This is a genomic window from Clostridium bornimense, from assembly GCF_018917145.1.
In the GTDB taxonomy this organism is placed as follows: Bacteria; Bacillota; Clostridia; order Clostridiales; family Clostridiaceae; genus Clostridium_AN; species Clostridium_AN bornimense_A.
Genome location: NZ_JAHLOD010000008.1, coordinates 31,570 through 53,050, shown reverse-complemented (window position 1 = coordinate 53,050; position 21,481 = coordinate 31,570). Strand labels below are relative to the sequence as shown.

The 21,481-nt window shown below is 28.0% G+C and carries 16 protein-coding genes; 12 read left to right on the top strand and 4 right to left on the bottom strand.

Going from position 1 to position 21,481, the window contains the following annotated elements; genetic code table 11:
• The first annotated feature begins 124 nt into the window (after positions 1-124).
• Complete coding sequence (locus KQI30_RS04375; RefSeq protein ID WP_216462018.1) at positions 125-295, top strand: hypothetical protein; 171 nt, start codon at positions 125-127, stop codon at positions 293-295.
• A gap of 89 nt (positions 296-384) precedes the next feature.
• Positions 385-1,623 carry a hypothetical protein gene (locus KQI30_RS04370; RefSeq protein WP_216462016.1) on the top strand — a complete coding sequence of 413 codons (1,239 nt, stop codon included), beginning with the start codon at positions 385-387 and terminating at the stop codon, positions 1,621-1,623.
• Positions 1,624-1,630: 7 nt separating this feature from the next.
• Here KQI30_RS04370 and KQI30_RS04365 read toward each other — a convergent pair whose 3' ends face one another.
• Together KQI30_RS04365 and KQI30_RS04360 are read right to left on the bottom strand one after the other, a co-directional pair.
• A complete protein-coding gene (locus KQI30_RS04365; RefSeq protein WP_216462015.1) occupies positions 1,631-2,005 on the bottom strand; it encodes a hypothetical protein in 375 nt (124 codons plus the stop codon).
• A gap of 651 nt (positions 2,006-2,656) precedes the next feature.
• Positions 2,657-3,085, bottom strand: coding sequence for a hypothetical protein (locus KQI30_RS04360; protein WP_216462014.1), 429 nt, complete (start codon positions 3,083-3,085; stop codon positions 2,657-2,659).
• 168 nt (positions 3,086-3,253) lie between these two features.
• Between KQI30_RS04360 and KQI30_RS04355 the strand changes: the two genes are divergently transcribed.
• The 5 genes from KQI30_RS04355 to KQI30_RS04335 are packed head-to-tail and all read left to right on the top strand — an operon-like array spanning position 3,254 to position 11,190.
• Positions 3,254-6,562 carry a type I restriction endonuclease subunit R gene (locus tag KQI30_RS04355; RefSeq protein ID WP_216462013.1) on the top strand — a complete coding sequence of 1,103 codons (3,309 nt, stop codon included), beginning with the start codon at positions 3,254-3,256 and terminating at the stop codon, positions 6,560-6,562.
• An 18-nt stretch (positions 6,563-6,580) separates the two neighbouring features.
• Entirely contained in the window at positions 6,581-8,131 is a 1,551-nt protein-coding gene (locus KQI30_RS04350; protein WP_216462012.1) for an HsdM family class I SAM-dependent methyltransferase, read from the top strand.
• 1 nt (position 8,132) lies between these two features.
• The gene (locus tag KQI30_RS04345) at positions 8,133-9,314 is read left to right on the top strand and encodes a restriction endonuclease subunit S (protein WP_216462011.1); all 1,182 of its coding nucleotides are present in this window, start codon (positions 8,133-8,135) and stop codon (positions 9,312-9,314) included.
• A 19-nt stretch (positions 9,315-9,333) separates the two neighbouring features.
• Positions 9,334-10,461, top strand: a complete 1,128-nt coding sequence (locus KQI30_RS04340; protein ID WP_216462010.1) for a DUF262 domain-containing protein — start codon at positions 9,334-9,336, stop codon at positions 10,459-10,461.
• Positions 10,462-10,464: 3 nt separating this feature from the next.
• The gene (locus KQI30_RS04335; protein WP_216462009.1) at positions 10,465-11,190 is read left to right on the top strand and encodes an MAE_28990/MAE_18760 family HEPN-like nuclease; all 726 of its coding nucleotides are present in this window, start codon (positions 10,465-10,467) and stop codon (positions 11,188-11,190) included.
• Between the two features lie 230 nt (positions 11,191-11,420).
• Here the strand turns inward: KQI30_RS04335 and KQI30_RS04330 are convergent, their stop codons facing one another.
• A complete protein-coding gene (locus KQI30_RS04330; protein WP_253287381.1) occupies positions 11,421-12,116 on the bottom strand; it encodes a GxGYxYP domain-containing protein in 696 nt (231 codons plus the stop codon).
• Positions 12,073-12,405, bottom strand: coding sequence for a GxGYxYP domain-containing protein (locus KQI30_RS17020; RefSeq protein WP_253287380.1), 333 nt, complete (start codon positions 12,403-12,405; stop codon positions 12,073-12,075). Before KQI30_RS17020 ends, KQI30_RS04330 begins: the two co-directional genes overlap by 44 nt.
• Before the next feature lie 289 nt (positions 12,406-12,694).
• Here KQI30_RS17020 and KQI30_RS04325 point away from each other — a divergent pair, with 289 nt between their 5' ends.
• The 5 genes from KQI30_RS04325 (at position 12,695) to KQI30_RS04305 (ending at position 21,067) form a co-directional block, all read left to right on the top strand.
• The gene (locus tag KQI30_RS04325; RefSeq protein WP_216462008.1) at positions 12,695-13,558 is read left to right on the top strand and encodes a ParA family protein; all 864 of its coding nucleotides are present in this window, start codon (positions 12,695-12,697) and stop codon (positions 13,556-13,558) included.
• Positions 13,555-14,010, top strand: a complete 456-nt coding sequence (locus KQI30_RS04320; protein WP_216462007.1) for a hypothetical protein — start codon at positions 13,555-13,557, stop codon at positions 14,008-14,010. The genes KQI30_RS04325 and KQI30_RS04320 overlap by 4 nt, the downstream gene beginning before the upstream one ends.
• Positions 14,011-14,394: 384 nt before the next feature.
• Positions 14,395-18,633 carry a ZmpA/ZmpB/ZmpC family metallo-endopeptidase gene (locus KQI30_RS04315; RefSeq protein WP_216462006.1) on the top strand — a complete coding sequence of 1,413 codons (4,239 nt, stop codon included), beginning with the start codon at positions 14,395-14,397 and terminating at the stop codon, positions 18,631-18,633.
• A gap of 403 nt (positions 18,634-19,036) precedes the next feature.
• Positions 19,037-20,677 carry a pre-toxin TG domain-containing protein gene (locus tag KQI30_RS04310; protein WP_216462005.1) on the top strand — a complete coding sequence of 547 codons (1,641 nt, stop codon included), beginning with the start codon at positions 19,037-19,039 and terminating at the stop codon, positions 20,675-20,677.
• 18 nt (positions 20,678-20,695) lie between these two features.
• Positions 20,696-21,067 (top strand): hypothetical protein, encoded by a 372-nt coding sequence (locus tag KQI30_RS04305; protein ID WP_216462004.1) that lies wholly within the window; start codon positions 20,696-20,698, stop codon positions 21,065-21,067.
• Positions 21,068-21,481 lie beyond the last annotated feature (414 nt).

Sequence of the window (21,481 nt, the reverse complement as noted above, 5' to 3'; positions counted from 1 at the left end):
ACAAGATATACAATACTATGTTAATATCTCATTTGTCAAGATACAAAAAATATAATATTGTAACTTGGATTACTAATTGTCATTTTCGACAACAGACAAAGTAAGTTAACAAAGGAGGAAAATTATGGAAAGTAAAATTGTAAAATACACGTTTGATAGAAAATCAGGATTATTATTAGATAAAGAAGTAAATAACAATGAGATAAGGACTGTTTATTTAAATTCAGTTGTAGATATGTTCTGTAAGGGATTAATAGAATACATTGATAATAAAAAAGAAGTTGAAAGGGTATAATATATGAAATTTAGTGGAACTTTTTTATTAGTTTTATATAGCTTAACCCTTTTAAATAAAGGGTTAAGCTATAATATAGGAGTGAGAAAATGAGTAAAGATAAAATAGATATATCGATAGCAACCAATTTTAAAACCATCAATAAAAATATTAATTTATGGAATAGGAAGAGAGTTAAATTAGATACTAAAGATAGTGATAGTATAAACAGTAGAATAGATTATTGGATTATGAAAGAAAATATATATATTAAATATTATAATTTTAGTGTATTCAGTGGACGATTACTTATTAGTATAAATATGGACAAACTAATTAAAGAGACTGTAAATGGTTTAATGACTAATATAGATATAAATAACATTAAAGATTATTTAGAGGATAGAGTAGGTGATATACTAGATTTTAATAAAATAAGTGATGTGAATTCATGGGGTGTTACTAGAGAAGAAACTTATATAGATATAGTTGTTCCAGAAGATGTAGCTGAAGCTTTATATGACGTATTACTAAAAACAAAAAGTAATAGGAAGAAAATCGATGATGAATATGCTGATAAAGGAACAATATATTATTATAGTGGTACAGACAGAAAGAAAAGTAAGTGCTTATATAAAGTATATAACAAGAAAAAAGAATCAAAGTACAGAAATAAGAAAATAGATTGTCCTGTTAATAATACAGTGCTACGATTCGAAGCTAAAAATGGTAGAACAAAGATTGTAAGAGTGGTAAGAAATATAAGAAAAGATATAATTAATAAAAGCGTTAGGGCAGATAATTTATTTATTAATATTTGTTCAGATTTTAGTAACTACAAGTGCTTTAAGTTTAATAGTGGTAATGAGTATATTTTAAATGGGGCTACATGCATTTTATCTTATGGTGTGAATTTATGGAATACATATGGCAATGAATACAATGTATATAATAAGGAGCCTAGCTACAGTGTACTACTTAGAAATTTAAGTCCATATGCAACTTTAAGTGATACATGTGATATAAGATACCAGCAAAAATTATTAATTGATTTTATGAAGGATATGCAAATGGATAAAGAAAAGGTAACGAGGAAAGAGTTAATGAAGAAGATGGATTTAATATTTACAACTCCTAAAATGAGAGAAACATCAAAAAAGGTAATTAAGTATCTTAATGGAGAAATAAAGGTTTCACCTATAAGTGAAAAATCAATATTAAAATATAAGAAGAAAATTCTTGACTCAGGAGTACATTATATATATTCATCTATGTATATACCAGCAATAGATATTGATTGCTTAAGGCATTGTATTTATGTTAATAAGAGATTAGAATTAGTAGCATAAATTAATTCTAAAGAGGGTTAATAGCTAAATATATTAAATATTCATCTAATAGGTTTAATAAATCAGTGTAGGCTGCTTTAAGGATAGTATCATTAATTAGTGTTAAAGGATTTAAGGTATTATATGAGTCTGTGATTTGCAAGCTTATTATAGTATGTAGCCAATTTCTAATAGCTTTGATATTAATAGGTATAGAACTAAAACTAATAAGAAGTTTTGAACTTGCTATGTCTGATTGGAGTGAATTAATCCATACAGTAAAAGTAGTATTATAGGTACATAAGTTAACTGAATAGATATCATTGAAGAAGGATATAGTGTTAGTATGCTCGCTAATGGTATAGTCTTTTTCCTTTAGTAAATTTAATAAAGTGTTTTTCATTTGAATCATCCTTTCAAAATTATATATTTTAATTCAATAACACCCCGAAAGGGGAAATTATAAATATATGGACTAGATAATAGTGCCGAAGGCTATCAAGTAAGTTACAGAAATAGTATAGAGAGATGTATATTATGATGTTGATAAATAGCCAATAAGATGCTCAAAAATAAGCTAGAATATGCAAAAAAAGCACAAAACACCAGCTCGTAATTGCTAAAATTTATTTAAATAAGTGGATATTAAGGGAGAGAAGCATTTACTACAGAAATTATAACCAACAGGGGTGGGGCATGAAACGATTAATAGTGTTTTAATATTAATAGCTAGGTAGCAGGAGAAAATTTTATAAAAAAATTAGTGCTTAAAGGTAAAAAGATATATGAGATTATAGAAATGATTAAATAGATATTTAATAAAGTAATATTGATTTCTAATTTGTGTTAATATATACTATTAAGTATAAGTACAAACGTCATCCAAAAAAATATTTTTAAAGGATGATTTAGATTTTAAATAATTAAGGAGATGCTTTACGTGGGGGCATCTCCTTTGCTTTTGGTTGTCGAAAATGACAAGAAAGTAGATTCTTAAATGGATACAACACATTTAAAAATCTACTTTCTTGTTAATATAAATATTATCTATTTTTTATAAAGGTACGTTATTATATAAGTACCTATAAAAATACTTTGGTACTTGCACCCTTATATAATTCTCATCTTCTAGCACTTCATCAATTATGCTGAATTGTTCACCATTGTCTATAAATAAGCAATTTGCCAATTGATTTAATTCATTTCTATATTCAAATTTTTTATTAAACATCCTTTTCTTACGATTAAAGTCTTCTTTAATATTAATTTTTATTATTATATGCTCTTCCGTAGTTTCAGTTTGAAACTCTACTAAGCTTTCAAGAAACTCATATATATTTTTACTAATAGGTTCATTAGCTTTTAGCTCAAAACATTCCTCAGAAGATGTTTTTATAGATATCCTACTATAATTATTTTTAGAGCATATTTTTAAGAGCTTAAATAATTGGGATACATTATAGAATCCCATATTTGTATGCATGCTAAATTCCTCCTTGTATTATATTAACAAGAAATAGATTATAAGTATTATACATCTATGTAATTATAAAAAGCAATAGAGAATATTCAGTAATAAAATGTTATAATAATAGATGATTATATGCGAAAGTAAAGGTGAGACAGAAGTATTAATTATGGGGGGGAAGATATGTCTAATTTTGGATTTTTAAATAAAAAGTGGGCAACCTTAGCTAAATTAGGTGCTCAAGCAGAAAATTATCTTCATACAGACAGTAATGCATCAATGCTAAAAATGCGTATGTTTGGAGAACAAATTATAGATATTGTATTAGCAGCATTAAGGGTTGATGTTGATAGATTTGCCACACAGGATGATAAAATCAAAATTTTAAGAACTAGAAAAATAAATCAAGCTATACCAGATCTTTTTGATATTGTAAGAAGATACGGTAATAAGGCTAATCATGAAGGATATGAAAGTAAAAAAGATGCGTTAGAATGCTTGGTTGCCATGTATAAGGTTTCTGCTTGGTTTTATATTAGTGTAACAAAAGACACCTCAATAAAACCATTGAAATTTGATATACCTAAGGCTGTAGACTCTAAAGCTCCTGTATACAATATTGATGAATACATAAAGGAAAAAGAAGCTAACAAAGAAGAACATCATAAAACTATTGAAGAAGTTAAGAACGAAGTTGAAGCTAGAGTAGATGAAAAAGCTGATAAAAGAATTCAAGATGAAGTTGAAGAAACTTTAAATCTAAATGAAGAAGAAACAAGAAAGAAACTTATAGATTTAATGTTAAAGGATGCCGGATGGGATGTTAATAATACTGAGTTTGTTAAAGTAGAATTTCCTCTTGATAATCATAAAGAAGATGGCAAGAAGGGGTTTGTTGATTATGTGTTAGTTAATAAAAAAGGAAAGCCAGTTGCGGTTGTGGAAGCAAAGAAAACATCAGTAGATCCAATAATAGGACGTCAGCAAGCTGTTGAATATGCTAATACAATTGAAAGAGACTATGGAATAAGACCAATAATATTCTATACTAACGGATATGAAATATATATGTGGGATGATAAGTATAGTGAACCTAGACAGATATGGGGATTTTATACTTTAGAGGATTTAGAAGAATTATATTTTAAACATAAATATAAGAAAGACCTAAATAAGGTAGAAATAGATAAAAATATAGCAGGAAGACCTTATCAAATAGAAGGTATAAAGAGAGTATATGAGAGATACTCAAATGGATATAGAAGAGCTCTTTTAGTAATGGCAACAGGGACAGGTAAGACTAGAACAGTTATTGCTTTAACTAAAGGAATGATGGAAGCTAATTGGGCTAAAAGAGTATTATTCTTAGCAGACAGAGATGAACTTGTAAAACAGGCTAAGGAAGATGCTAATAGCTTCAAGACTTTTATGCCAGAACAAATATCTTGTAGGTTTACAGGAAAGAATGCAGACAATAGAGAAGCAACATTATATTTTTCAACATATCAAACAATGATAAATTACTATAGTAAATTTAGTGTTGGTTTCTTTGATTTAATAATATGTGATGAATCTCACAGAAGTATATATAAGACATATAGAGATATACTAGAGTATTTTGATTCTAATATTATTGGATTAACAGCAACACCTATTGATTTTATAGAACGTAATACCTTTGATTTATTTAATTGTGATACAGAGGATCCTACATTTAACTTTTCAGTAGATGAAGCTTGGAGCCATATACCACCTTATCTTATAGAGCCAAGGGTTAAAGATACAAGTACAAATTTCTTAAGAAAAGGAATTAAGTATAGTGAAATGACAGAGGAGCAAAGACATCAGGTAGATGAAGATGGATATAATGGGGATGAAATAGAGTTTACTAAAGATGAGTTAGAAAAGAAGGTTACTAATAAGGACACCAATAGATTTATATTAAAATCCCTTATGGAAGATGGCATAAAAGTAGGAGACCATTTAGGAAAAACAATTATATTTGCAAAATCAAAGAATCATGCTAACCTTCTGGATTCTTTGTTTAACGAATTATACCCTCAATACAAAGGTAAAATGACAGCTGTAATATACTCAGGAATAAAAGATAAGGATATCCTTATTGAAAAGTTTAAGACAGAAGATTTTCCTAGAATAGCAATATCAGTAGACTTGTTAGATACAGGTATTGATGTGCCTAGTATAGTTAACTTAGTATTTGCTAAACCTATTTATTCAAAGGTTAAGTTCTGGCAAATGATAGGTAGAGGAACAAGAAGATGTGATAACCTTTTTGGAGATGGAAGAGATAAAGATGAGTTTGTTATATTTGATTGTTACAAAAACTTTGAGTTTTTTGAAATGAATCCTAAAGGGTTTATACCAAAGCCTCAAAAGACATCAATGCAAGTTAGATTTGAATTAGAATGTAAATTGCTAGAATTATATAAAGAAAAGCGACAAGGTGATATAATAGAAGATTTCGTTAAAAAGCTGAAATCAGATATAGATGAACTTCCTACTGAAAGTATTGAAATAAAGAAGAATAGAAAAAGAATAGAGCAAGTAAAGAAAGAAGAATATTGGACACATTTAAGTGAAGATTTTATTAAAAAACTTAAATTGGAGATAGCTCCTTTAATTCAATGGATAGAAGCAAAGGATAGTACAGATGCATTAACTTTTGATAATTGTATTTACAGAATACTTTATTACTTTGAAAAAGATGATAAGGATGCAATGATTCGGGAAATTAACTCCACAATGGAGAGATTAGCAAAGCTTAAAATAAATCTTAGTCAGTTTGATGGCAAGAGGGAACTTGTAAAGTCACTATTAGAACCATCAGGATGGGAAGGATTGAGTTATGAAAAGTTAGAATCTATAAGAAGTGACTTACGAGATTTAATGAAGTATAAAGGTGCAAATTCAAGTACTTTCATTGTATTTGATATAAAGGACACTGGTGGAATTGTGAAAGAAGTTAGTGCGGGAACAGTTCTTTATGGTTCTAATATGGAACCTTATGATAAAAGAGTCAAGAAAGCTATAGAAGAAAAACTAAAGGATCAAATTATAATCCATAAGATTAGAAAAGGCGAGAAACTAACTGAAACTGAAATTAATGGTGTATATTCAATATTTGGAGATGACTTTGTTTATAGCATAGATGAATTATCTAGTAAAACTGATATCAGTAAAGATGATATAGTTGGTATAGTAAGGAAGTTTATTGGAATAGATGATGTTGAGCTAAATAAGATTTTTGAGGAGTTTATTCAAAATCATCATAATAAAATGAATGCAACACAAATTAAGACTTTAGAAATAATTAAGAATGATATTGCTAAAAATAAAGGGATATCAGTGAAAGCATTGTTTAGGGAACCATATACAACATTTAATCCAGATGGTGTTGAAGGTATATTTGGTAGAATGGCAGATGATGTTTTCGATTTGATAAAACCATTTAAGGTAACATATATTTCATAAATTTAGGAGGAACAACATATGTTAAGTGCAGAAATTAGGAGTAAAATAGATAGACTATGGAATAACTTTTGGTCAGGGGGAATATCAAACCCTCTGACTGTAATTGAACAAATATCATATCTTTTATTTATAAAGAGATTAGATGATATAGATAATGCTAAGGCAAAAAGAGCTAATAGAATGGAAGTGCCATATACTTCTTTATTTAAAGAGTTGAATGATAAGTTAATAGCAGATAATAAATCAACTGAGGACTTTAACTATGAATTATTAAAATGGTCTGAATTTCAACATTTAGATGTAAATGAAATGTTTGATGTAGTATCACAAAAGGTATTTCCTGCTATTAAGATGTTAGGAGGAGCTGAATCAAGTTTTACTGCTGAAATGAAAGATGCAGTATTTATGATTCCTAAACCATCGTTATTACAAGAGTCAGTTAGACTTATAGAAGGAATTAACATGGATGATTCAGATACAAAAGGTGATTTATATGAATACCTTTTATCAAAGCTTGCAACATCAGGAGTAAATGGTCAGTTTAGAACTCCTAGACACATAATAAGAATGATGGTTGAGTTAATGGATCCTACAGCAGAAGATAAGATATGCGATCCAGCATGTGGTACAGCAGGTTTCTTAATTAATTCATTAGAATATATACTTGAAAAATATACAAGGCCTGAAAGTGTATTTACAGATGAAGAAGGTAATCTTCATAACAGAATTGGAGATATGATGAGTAATGAGGAGTGGGAGCATTTTAGAACAGATATGTTTTATGGATTTGATTTTGACCCATCAATGGTTAGAATAGCATCAATGAACTTAATGCTTCATAGTATAGATAATCCTAATGTAAGACAAATGGATGCTATGTCAAAGGTTTATGATGAAGAAAATAAGTATACTCTAGTTTTAGCTAATCCACCATTTAAGGGAAGTATAGATGCTAATGATATAAATCCAACATTAACTAAGGGAGCAAAAACAACTAAAACAGAACTTTTATTTATGAAGCTTATAAATAGAATACTTGATTTAGGAGGAAGATGTGCAGTTATAGTACCAGATGGAGTATTATTTGGCTCAACAAAAGCTCATAAAGATATTAGAAAAGCATTAGTAGAAGAGAATGCTTTAGAAGGTGTAATATCAATGCCATCAGGAGTTTTTAAGCCATATGCAGGTGTATCAACTGCTATACTTATCTTTACTAAAGGTGGAGAAACAGATAAAGTTTGGTTTTATGATATGCAAAGTGATGGTTTCTCATTAGATGATAAGAGAAATAAGCTTAATAATGATGGAGATATTCCAGATATTATTGAGAAATGGAGATCAGTTAGGAAAGATAAAACTTTAGATCCAACTAAGGAAGATAAATGGTTCTGGGTTGAAAAAAAAGAAATAGCAGACAATGGGTATGATCTTTCTATTAATAAGTATAAAGAAGTTGAGTATGAAGATGTTGTATATGAAAAGCCGTCAGTTATATTAAGTAAACTTGAAGAGTTGGAAAACTCAATTTTACAAGACATAGAAAGTTTAAAAGGATTGGTGAAGTAGTATGTGGCAAGAAGAATTTAAGTTATATAAGTTAAAAGATGTCACAAAATTAAAAAATGGATATGCCTTTAAAAGTAATCAATTTACTGAAAATGAAGTACCTATAATAAGAATTAATAACTTACAAAATAATAAAGTTATAATTGATAAAAAAATATGTTATCCTAATGAATTCTTAGAAAACAATAAGCAGTATGAGGTTAAGATGGGTGATATACTTATATCAATGTCAGGGAGCATAGGGAAGATATCAAGATATTCATATACAGAAGCGTCATTATTAAATCAGCGCGTTGGAAAATTCGAAATAACAGAAGTGAATAAACTAGATAGAGAGTATCTATTTTACTTCTTAAGATCTGATGAGTTTCAAAGAGCTGTGATTAAAGATGCAAATGGTTGTGTAGTAAGTAATATAAGTGCTAAAAATATATCTAATTGCAGTATACCTGTGCCATCATTAGAAGCTCAAAAGAAAATAGTTAAAGTTTTAAAAAAAGCAGAAGATGTGGTAGAGAAAAGAAAACAAGCTATTAATCTATTAGATGAATTAGTTAAATCAAAATTTATCGAGATGTTTGGTGACCCAGTTACTAACCCAAAAGGATGGGAAAAGAAAAAGTTAAATGAGTTAGGTGAATTATCTAGAGGGAAGTCAAAACATAGACCAAGAAATGCACCTGAATTATTAGGTGGTCCATATCCTTTAGTACAAACTGGTGATATTGCAAATGCTGGTATATATTTAAAAGAGTACACACAGACTTATTCAGAGTTAGGTCTTAAGCAAAGTAAAATGTGGGATAAGGGAACCTTATGTATTACTATTGCTGCTAATATTGCAAAGACAAGTATATTAACATTTGATGCTTGTTTTCCAGACAGTGTAGTTGCATTTATACCAAATGATAAAACTAATAATATGTTTATTCAATTTTGGATGTTTTTCTTACAAAAAATATTAGAAGATTCAGCTCCTGAATCAGCACAAAAAAATATAAATCTTAAAATATTAAGTGAACAAAATGTTATTGTTCCACCAATAGAACTTCAAAATCAATTTGCTGACTTTGTTAATCAAGTCGACAAATTGAAATTTGAAATGGAAGAGAGTTTAAAAGAATTAGAGAATAATTTTAATTCATTAATGCAGAGAGCGTTCAAGGGAAAATTGTTTAATTAAATATAAAGGGGGATTAAGAATGGAGCAATTATACTTCGGTAGAGAAGAGGTAGATGATTCAGATATTAACTTAATTGATGAAGAAGAAGGAGAAATAGTTGAAATACCAGCGGAACAAAGAAAATTAAGGTTGCAAGCATATGATAAGAGTGTAAGTGATTTGGTAAATATGATAAGAAATGAGGATATTATTTTTAGTCCAGAATATCAAAGAAATTATATTTGGGATAATAAAAAAGCTTCATTATTAGTAGAATCCATTTTACTTAATATTCCGATACCGGTTATTTATGCTTCTGAAGAGGAAGATAGTGCTTGGAATATTGTTGATGGACTTCAAAGATTAAATGCATTGAAAAGATTTTATGATAATAATTTTAAATTAAGTGGGTTAGAAGTTTTAAAAGAATTAAATGGTCTTAAATATGAGGATTTGAATCCAAAAGCAAAAAGAATGCTTAACAATGGAAATTTAAGAGTTATTTTAATATTTAATGATTCTAATCCTGAAATAAAGTATGATATATTTATGAGATTAAATACTGGATCAGTTAAGTTAAATGAACAAGAATTAAGAAATTGCTTATATAGAGGGCCTTTAAATGACATGATTAAAGAGTTAAGAAAAAACAAAAAGTTTTTAAATATTTTAGGGTTAAAAGCTCCACATAAGAGAATGAATGATTGTGAATTAATATTAAGATATCTAGCATTTAGTGAAAACTATGATAAAGAGAGTAATAAGTTAATAGATTATAAGGGGAGTGTTAAGCCATATTTAAATTCATTTATGAAAAAGAATAGTGATGCTACAGATATATATGTTAATAATTTAAGAGAAAGGTTCAATAATACGATAGACAAGGTTTATGAAGTGTTTGGAGAAAATGCTTTTAGAAAATTAAATGATGAAGGTTATGAAAATAAACTAAATAGATCAATAATGGACGTAATAATGATTGGATTTGAGAAGTATTCATTAGATGAAATAAAGGATAATAAAATTGAGATATTAGATTTATATAAAAACATCTTGAAAGAACCTGATTTCAATATACTTGTTACACAAGCTACATCAGATACTAAAGTAATAGAGAAGAGAATGAAAAGTTGGACTGATAGGTTAGCACAGGTAATGAGAGGATAGTATATGAAAGTAAAGTTTGAATGTTTAGATAATTATTTGGATAGTTTAAAGGAGGTAGCGTTAATAGTAGATATGGCAAATAATAATATACAAAATAATGAAGAGTATGTAGCTCTCAATAAAAGTGCAATTCTACTATTAGCAGCAAAATTTGAAAACTTTATTGAAGCAATCGTTGAAGAGTTTGTATATTACATTAATGAATTAAATTTACCAAATGAACAAGTGCCTGAATGGATGAGGATAGGCTTCTCACTTGATGTTGTAAGTGATTTAATGAAAATAGTATCAAAAGAAGAAAATTCAAAGAAAATTACTTGCCTAAAAAACATAGCAGATATATGGAATGATGAAAAAACTACAAAAATGAAGGTGAACAATAAGTTTAATTATGGTAAACATGGGGCTAATGAATTAATAAAGCTATTTAACAAGATTGGAATAAAAGATATATTTAAGACTATTAAAGTATATTCATTAGAAGAAAGTCTTTTAGATGAAGTAGAAGAACATGATTTTAAGGGAACATTTAATAATATAACAAATCAGAGAAATTATATTACACATCAAGATGGAAGTCCTAGTATTACTCATAGTGAGATAAGTAGATATAAGGAATATTTTAAACAATTTGCTGAAAAGCTATCTGAATATTTAATATGTGAAATAGAAAAACTAAATAATTTAATGGTAGATACTCAAGAACAAATAGCAGCGACTTTAAGTTAATTAGTGTAGAGAATTAAACTCTACACTAATATTTATAAATGCCTATATTTATTAATATATATTGTACATTTCAAACGGTAAGGCTCGCCTCCACCAAATGAAAAACCCACGAAAATCTAATTGATTTTCGTGGGTTTATTTTAGTTAAAGAAAAATTTATGTGAAATAAGTAAAATTGATAGATACAATATTTTGCACAAAACGAATTGTCACTAAAAAAATATATAAGTTTAAGTATCAACATGGGGTACATTGTTTATTATTAATTTTATAAAAGTATCTGGAGATACAATTCTTACTTTTGAATTCTTATTTAATTTATTTACAACATTATTAACATTATCCATAGTATTACTCCATACGTGAACATATACAAATGTATAGGAATTTGGATCTTTAATATTGGTATAACCAGAGTTTATTTTAGTATAAATATTAGTAATAAGTTGATCCTCATCTTCTAATCCACTCCAAAGTAAATCACGACAGGAAATAATAGGTTTATTATTTGACCAGTTTTTCATGGTGAAATTGCTTCCAAGGAGCCATTGCATATTATCACCATCAGACATAATAAATGTAACATAATGAACACCATCTTCTTCTTTAAAATTATTATCAATCTTTTGACTTTGAGGACTACATTTATATGAACTTAATACAGAAAGATTGTAGGACCAGTCAGCAGCAATCATATCTATTCCATATTTTGAAGAAATCGATACATTTGTGTGTTCATCGGGTCCCCAGCCTAATATTCTTCCTCCTTCATCCATAGAGCTGAAAATCTTTTCTCTAAATGAACTATCGTTTACATCTTCTTCGTAAAATATTAATGATTTGGAGAGAATTGCATAATCTCTTAATGGCATAAATTTATCGCTAGGCAGTTCGATTACTGTAGAATGATTTAAGCCATATTTCATAATCAGGTTCACTAGGACTTAAAATATAAATCTGAGTTTCAGATTTTGAAGCTATACCTCCCTGAAGTGTTGCAATCATAGTCTTTTCTGCATTAGTCATATTATTTTCTGAAATCACATAAAGAGATTTAGGAACTATAGTGTTTTTTATATAAGAGTTATCGGTATTTGTAAAGTTGATATCAGAATCTGCCATAAGCTGCGCATTGGGTGAAGTATCTATTGGATAAGTAAGCAAAAGGATTATAGTAAATAATAAAATAGAATAAAATTTCATGATTTTTTTCATTTGTAATACCTCAGTGTTATTAATATTTTATTATGATAAGCAATTAATCATATAGTTATTCTAACCGATTTTTGATTAATTATTGTATTTGGAAAGGATTTAGAATTGTTTTGAAATTTGATTACAGAGAAGGGTTAGATGAGTTAGAAGAGGAAAATTTAGATATAAAGAAATAATTTTAAGAATTAGTTGATGAAATATAAATTTATATACAATGGAAATATTATTGTAGGTATAAAATTAAATTTATGTTAATAGGTATTAGTAAACACTATTAATGGGAGATATTATGTCTAGGAAAATATTTATTGGCAATTATAAAGGTGGTGTGGGTAAAACAACTTTTGCTTACAATATGGGATGTATATTAACAAAACGAGGGGAAAAAGTATTAATGATAGATTTAGATCCACAGTCTTCGTTATCGGAAATATGTTATAATGCAAAAACAAATGATGATTTTTCTAATTTGCCCAATGATGAGACACTAAACTATGTTGTTGACATATATTATAGAGCAGCAAGACAGGGTATTTTTGATGACTTGACTCTTGATGTTGATAAACTAATTAAAGACAATGGGGAAGTTAAGTTTATTCCGTCTAGTTATTTGTATGATAAAGGTGGATTAGATATTCAATGTTTGAATATGCGAAGAGAAGTACATGATGTGATGATGATGAAGAAGTTTATAGAACATAGCAAACTAGAAGAAAGGTTCGATTATATTATTTTTGACTGCCCACCAAGCAATAACATAATTACATTAGCATCTTTTCTTGTTTCTGATTATTATATAATACCAACAATAATGGATTCTATTAGTACTAATGGAATAAGTCATTATAAAGAACTTTTAGATAAGTTTTATAATAAGTATTTGAAAGGTGAAGATGATGTGGCAAAAGCTGCATTTGGAAAGCAACCAGAATTATTGGGAGTATTTGAATATAAGAAAAAAACTCAAGTGAATACAGATAAGTTTAGACAAAGAATCGGGGATAAGTATCATTTATTCAAGACAGTAATATTGGATTATAAAGAAATTTCTGATAGCTTAGAGGAAGGTAAGCCAAGTTGTAATAAAGAGTTTGCAAAGTTAGTTGATGAAATTGAAGATAGAATTAAGGATATTGAGGGGAAAAAAGAATGAAGAAAATTTCTAGTGATGAAATGATTGAAAGCTTAAATAAATATAAATCTATATGTGTACTTATAGGCAGCAAGAGGGATGTTGCAGTAATAAATAAGATTATAAAGAACTTAAACGAGTATGATAATAATGAAATTAAGGAGAAAAAAGAAAATGATAATGATAAGTTAGAAAATATATTGAGGGATATAAATAAAGGCAATGATATAAAAAAATATGAACTTTCCTTTGTAAAACCTAGTATAAATGTTGAAGAAGAATGGGACAAGCTATCTAGTAATAAAAAGGAAAAGTTAACGAAGCTGGAGCTTAATGTGATATATAATATTTTGTATAAACCAGAAGAAGTAAAATACATTAACAAAACTAAAAAAGAAATAGTTAAGGATATTAATTATTTTGTGAAAGCTGAAAAAAGGGATAAGGCGTTGAAAAGTAGTAATTTGGTATAGGGTTTAATAAGTATAAAGAATTTTTATAAACCCATTAAGATTATTTTTGATTTTAGTGGGTTTATTTTAATACACTTAGTTTTTAGCAAATTTGCATGACATTATTATATGACATCTAATAGTTAGACAAATTATTTGTTTAAGTTTGAAAATTTGCTACAGAATTCATTTTTATTGATAATATTTATAAAAAATTAAATCAATTTTATAAAAATATAAAGTTAACTTATAAAAATACGAAAAATATAGTAATTATAGACTTCTTTTAGATTATAAAAATATGTATATTTAATTGGAAGCATATGGTTTTAATGATTTTAAAATAAATGTAATCTCTTAGATATAATGAAAGACTTGAAGCTATATAAAGAAAGGAATAATGAGATGAAAAAACTATTACAAAAGAAGAATGAAAAAAGAGTTATAAAGTATGCTCTTAGAAAAACTACAATGGGATTAGTATCAGTAGTACTTTCGGTGTCATTAGTTTCACCAGTAGTAGTATCTGCAGCATCTGCAGTTCAAAGTTTTAAGGAAGTATCTAATTATGAAAATTCTATGGAGGAATTTTCAAATGAATTATCAGAAGATACAAAGATAAATACAGTGAATGTAGATGCATTGGTTACGCCAGAGGAAGCCGATAAAATAATAGATGAAATTTTTGATGAGTTGAATGATATTAAATACGAAGATTTGTATGATAGCTTAAACGCTTATGAAAGATCTGATGATATATACAATATTACTAATAAGTTAAGAAATGAATATAAAAGAGAGCCAAAACAAGAAGAAATAAAAAGTGCACTTAGAACATTATATATGACTAGACTTGATTTAGAGTCAAGTTTTGATAAAGTAAAGGCTGATTTAAGACCAACTTTAAAAAAAATAATTACTAACTCAACATATGCTGAAGCAAAATATGTTCGTAGATATAAAACTAATATATTATTAGCATTAACTTATTTAGAAAAACAATATAGCTTTACTTTTGGAAATGAAAGTGCAAAAGATTTAATATTATATAATGCAGGGGTTCAAGGTATAACTTATAGTACATTAGATTCTGTAATAGGTATAGGAAACTTAAGTTATTCAGATTTAGAACTTAAAAATAATATAAGAACATATACTAATCAAATTGCCCCTATTACAGGTGAAAAGAATATATTAGATTTTATTAATAAGGCAGTAGAAAAATATACAACAGAAAAATCTGCATCTGATTGGTTTAAGAAAACAAGTAAAGCATGGATAGTTGAAGGTAATAGCAACTTTGGAGAAACTTCTATATATAATAAGATGGTAAATGATGATAGACTAAAGTCGCACTTAATCCCATTGCTAGCAGTTAGTGATAAGAGTATTTATGCAATTAGTACTATGAGTACTGTTACATATGGTTTAGTAGATACATATTTTGAAAATAAAGATAATATAACAATGGAAGATTTAAGAGGAGATTTAGAGAAAACAGCTAAAAAGCAAGAAGCCTTTATAGATTTTTGGTATAGAATAAGTAAGGTTAATAATAAGTTTTCAGAAATAAGAAACATAATTGTAATTGATAGTTTATTAAACTATGGTAAAGCTGATATTATGGAAAAGCTATGGTCAGAGGAAACAGGAAGTAAGGCATTACTTGGGGTTCGTGAGTTTATTACACCTTTAGGTTTTTATTCACAATATATGATGGCAGAGGGACAAGCAGGAACAAATGATTGTATTAACCTGTTTTTATCTAAATCATTAACTGATAGAGGACAAGAAACTTATACTCATGAAGTAACACATATTTTAGATAACAAAATTTGGCTAAATGGATATGATAGAAGAACAGGAAAAGGTGCGGAAACCTATGCTAGAGGTTTATTTGAAACTATAAATAACAATGGAGGTTCTTTAATAACAGAACCAATATTTAATTTAAATTTGTCTTATGAACTAGGGGATGAAAGAATACAAAATAAATCACCAGAAAGATTTAAGACAGAGGATGATATGCAGCAGTACATGAAAGGATTAATGGATGTTATATATACATTAGATTATGTAGAAGCTTTGAGTTCATTAAAACAAAGTGCAGAAGACAAGGCTATATTATATAATCAAATAACTTTAACACAAGATTCTAAAAAAACTGGTATAGTTAATGATACTTTCAAAAATATAAGTAAAGAAACAGCAGAAAGATTAAATACTATTGATGATTTAATTGATAATAACATAGTATCAGGAAGAACTAAGGTTAATGGAATATTAACAACAGGAACAGTAACGGATAATGGATATTATGTAGTACCTTTATTTAATCCAATTTATGCAGCTATGCAAAATAATTCAGGTGCTGTTGGGGAAATAACATTTAAGAGAAATGCTTATGAAATATTAGCACAATATGGTTATAGCAATGGTATGGTAGCTTATATTTCTAATCAATATAAGAATGATGAAGAAGCATTAAATAAAATTTTAAATGAGTACAATGGCAATTTAGCTTCATTTAAAAAGGATATGTTTGCAATTAGAAAAAACAAAATATCGAAGTTAAAAAAGACAGATATTTTTTCTGACTATAAAGAGTTACAAGAGAAGATGGATGTTGCAGTTGAAGCAGATTTAGCTACAATGAAAATTAATAAAAAGTATAATATAAATGATATAAATCAAGGGGTAAATAAGGTAGAAACATTAAAGAAAGAGATATTACAGTATTATTTAAAAAGTACCGATGATTTTAGAAGCTCTATTTATAAAGATGTAGTTATTGGTGAAAAGAAAGAAGTAACAGAAAATAAGATTTCTTCAACTACCATAAGTAAAACTGATGATAAGTTATGGGAAGATGAAACTCGTATTGAAAAAGGAATTGAAGGTATCGAAAGAGTTACTAAGATTTGGAGAACAGAAGATGGTGTTGTAGTAGGAGAACCTAAAGTTACAATAGAGAAGATACAAGAGATGAAACCAACAATCATCTACAAAGGAACCAAGAAAATAGAAGGTGAAATAGTAACAGTAGATGATAATGTAAAGATTCCAGTAAAGGTTATAGAGAAAGAAGATAAAAATCTGTACATAGGTGAAACTAGAACAGAAAAAGGACAAGAAGGAATTAAGAAAGTAACAACAATTCAAAAAACAGAAAAGGGAAACCCAGTAGGAGATCCAATTGTAAAAGAAGAAATAATAAAGGAAATGAAGCCAACAATCATCTACAAAGGAACCAAGAAAATAGAAGGTGAAATAGTAACAGTAGATGATAATGTAAAGATTCCAGTAAAGGTTATAGAGAAAGAAGATGCAAATCTGTATATAGGAGAAACTAGAACAGAAAAAGGACAGGCAGGAGTAAAGAAGGTAACAACAATTCAGAAAACTGAAAAAGGTAATCCAGTAGGAGATCCAATTGTAAAAGAAGAAGTTATAAAGGAAATGAAACCAACAGTTATCTATAAAGGTACAAAGAAAATAGAAGGTGAAATTGTAACAGTAGATGATAATGTTAAGATTCCAATAAAAGTTATAGAAAAAGAAGATGCAAATTTGTATATAGGAGAAACTAGAACAGAGTTAGGACAAGCAGGAGTAAAGAAGGTAACAACAATTCAGAAAACTGAAAAAGGTAATCCAGTAGGAGATCCAATTGTAAAAGAAGATGTTATAAAAGAAATGAAGCCAACAATTATCTATAAGGGTACAAAGAAAATAGAAGGTGAAATTGTAACAGTAGATGATAATGTTAAGATTCCAATAAAGGTTATAGAAAAAGAAGATGCAAATCTGTATATAGGAGAAACTAGAACAGAAAAAGGGCAGGCAGGAGTAAAGAAGGTAACAACAATTCAGAAAACTGAAAAAGGTAACCCAGTAGGAGATCCAATTGTAAAAGAAGAAGTTATAAAGGAAATGAAACCAACAGTTATTTATAAAGGTACAAAGAAAAAACCTGAAGTAAATCTTTCTCAAAATACTTTTGTTTATGATAAAAATTCAACTGATATTGAATCAATGATTTTGAATAGTATTGTACTAGAGGACGATTCATTATACATAGGTAGACAAATCATAGGAGAAGTACCAACTACTCCAGGAAGACATGCTATTACTGTAAGATTATTACGTAGAGATGGTGTTGCTTGTGATGTTGAAGTTAATATTACAATAGTAAGTGCTCCAGTAACTGCACCGGAAATATCAAAACCAGATAGAAATGAAACAAATAAACCTAATGATAATGAAAGCAATAAGCCTAATGGTAATATATTAGATAAAGATAAAGTATCTAATACTGTTGTAAATAGTGAAGTAAAAAATACAATAGTTAATACAGTGGCTAACAAAGAAAATAAAGTTGATACTAATAAAAATGCTGTTAATGAAAGTGCTAATATTGCTAGTGATATAAATGTAGATGAAGAAAAAGATATATCAAATGATGTAGAAGTAAATGAATCTATAACTTATTCTGAAAACAATGATAATGAAAATTCATTTAAAGAAAATGATACAAGGGAAGATAAAGAATCCAGTAAAACGTTAATATATGTAGGTATTGGATTAATTGTATCATTATTATTGGGAAGCTTAATTAAGATATTTAAAAGAAATGGTAAGTAAAAAATAATTTTTATGGTGGTTTTTTAAAAGATCATGTTTTGATTTTACTATGAAACCCTCGACAATGATAATTTGTATTGTCGAGGGTTATTATTTTATTTTTTAATTATCAGAAAGATTATTTGCCTAAAAGGCGTTAGATTTTTTTAAGTTTCGTTATTATTAAAGTCAATATTTAGTAAGTTATCGAAAAGATAATTATCGAGAATAGATATATTAGCTAAACTACCATTCTTAATAACTGTATAAGAAGCTACTACTTTAGATACATTATCTAAATTAGCAATATTGCAAGTAGTTTTAAAATTTATACATATATTACAAAATTATACAAATAAGGTTAATTATATGATGTAATTAATTGTATTATAAATAAAAATAAATCAATAGTGGAGGGAATGGGTTGAGAGATTTTTATCTTGATGAGGAGGTAATACAAACAAAAGCAAATATGGCTCGAGAGAAAATAACAAACACTGTTTGGAATTTAATTCAAGCCGAGAAGATAATAGAAAAAGCTATAGATGAGATAGATAAACATTCAGAATTAGCAGGTCTTGCATATACTCCAATGAAAAGAGAATTTGAAAAGTTGCGTGAAGTAGCGCAAGACTACAATGAGTTTGGAAACTTAGTATATGAATATTATGATGCTGTAGATAGTCATTTTTATAGAGAAGAGGAAAAGATACTAGAAAGACTAGGAAAATTAAAAGTAGAAGATTTTAAAGTGCCAAACACATTAGGAATAACAGAAGAAGTAACAATATATGATAATGGTATACAACACAAGTACGACATTGTAAAAAGTAAAATAGGTTTTGAGGATTTGCTTTCTTATGGTACTGTTTCAGAGGTAATACAAACACAGTATGATGGATTTAAGGAACTTTGTAAAGAACAAGGGGTAGAATATAACGAAGAAGTAACCGATTACATAAAGATAATAGTGGAAAATGGACAGTTTGACTACGAAGTAGGATGGAAGAAAGGCACATCATTATTAATAGATATAATTCCAGTAGTGGGAGATGCAAAGGGAATAATAGAATGTATAGTAGGAGAAGATCTAATAACGGGCAGAAGATTAAGCGGGTTAGAAAGAGGGTTATGTGCTATATCAGTAATACCTTTTGTAGGAGATGGAACAAAAATAGGAGGTAAGTTAGTAAAAGAAGGCCTGGGAGAAGCAACAAAGATATTGGCAAAGGAAACAGCAGTAAATGCAGTAAGCTATGGCGCAAGCTTAGCAATGGAAGAAGCGGGGGTAAATCCTTTAGTAGCATTAGCATTTTATCAAGGTGGAAGAATTACATATTCAAAAGGAAAGAATTTAGCTAAGGGTATAAGAAATATAAGTGATGAAATAGATAATGTAAAGCGGTATAATAAGTATTGGAAAGATGTAGCAAGTGGAAAATATGATATACCATATGGAATGACTAAAGAGGAATATAGTAATTACTTAAAAGGTTTAGATAAAGTACAGTATGGAAAAGTATTGAAAAATGTAAATTATGATGAAATACTGGATATAAGGGAAAATGATAAGTTCACGCAGTGGATAAGTGCTACTGACATAGGAGATGTTAGTAAGAGTACTGCGATGAAGGAGCAAATACTTAAAAATATTGAAGAAAGTAGGATAGCTAGGGAAGCTTCTGGATATAAGAGTTTTGTTGAGTTTGAGAGTGGGGTAGCTGAGGGGATAAGTAATCCTAACTTTGCATCAAAAGAAAAATTAGTTGGCCATTTTGAAAAGCATGGAAATGAGTTTAAAGGTATATATTCCAATGCTGATGAATATTTAGATGGCGCAAGAAGTGTAATCAATGATGGTTATAAAATTAAATATGAGTATAAAGGTGAGATAAGAACAGGATATATTGAGTTTATGGGGAATACAAGTAAAGGAAAGCCAAAGTTTGCATTTGTTGATACTAATAATGATGGGTTTATTACTACTTTTCATACTGAAAGTGGCAAAGATTTCTGGAAAATGATTAATGGTAAAAATATACCTGTAATTAATCCAGTTGATTAACAGAATAGGAGGAATTTTATGATATATAATGGAGTTATAGAAAAAATAGATGAAGATGGTGAAGAAGTTACAATAAAAACGAATGATACAATGATTACGGGATTTGTGAATTGTGGTGTGCAAAAGGAAATTGGGGATACCTGTAATTTTGAAATTGAATTATATGACGATTTAGAAATGCAAGAAATAGTAGAAAATAAAAAAGAACTTTATAGAATAGGAAATAGTTATTCATATTATATTAGAGGTATATTGGATGTTGATGCGCTAAAAATTCATTCAATCTTAGATATTGATTTAGAAAAAGAAGATATTTATGATTATGCATATCTTGATGGAAAGTATATAGAAATTAAAGTTCAAAGACTAAATATAAATTTTAATATATAATTTAAGTAACACTTCTGATTAAATTCAGAAGTGTTTTTTCTTGAAAAGTATAATAATCTTTAAATAAAATATATGAAGATAACTGGTGTTAATAATTATATATGGATTAGTTTGACAGCATGGAATTTTTAATAAGTTTACTAAGGAATTAATAAGAAAAATAATTAAACGAAATAAGAATGTCAGACTATAGGACAGCAATATTTTGCTAAGGCATTACTGCTACAGAAATTTTAATTTCACCTAAAATCTGGAGATTAAGTAATTATGCCTTATTAGGTTTTGGAATGGAGATAATTAGATTAGCATATAATTTTGAGGAAAATAAAGAATACAGTGCCAGAAAGGATAATAATCTAGGAATCTATCTTACTAATAATAGACAGAACTAATAGTGAGATGTAAAACCTCTAC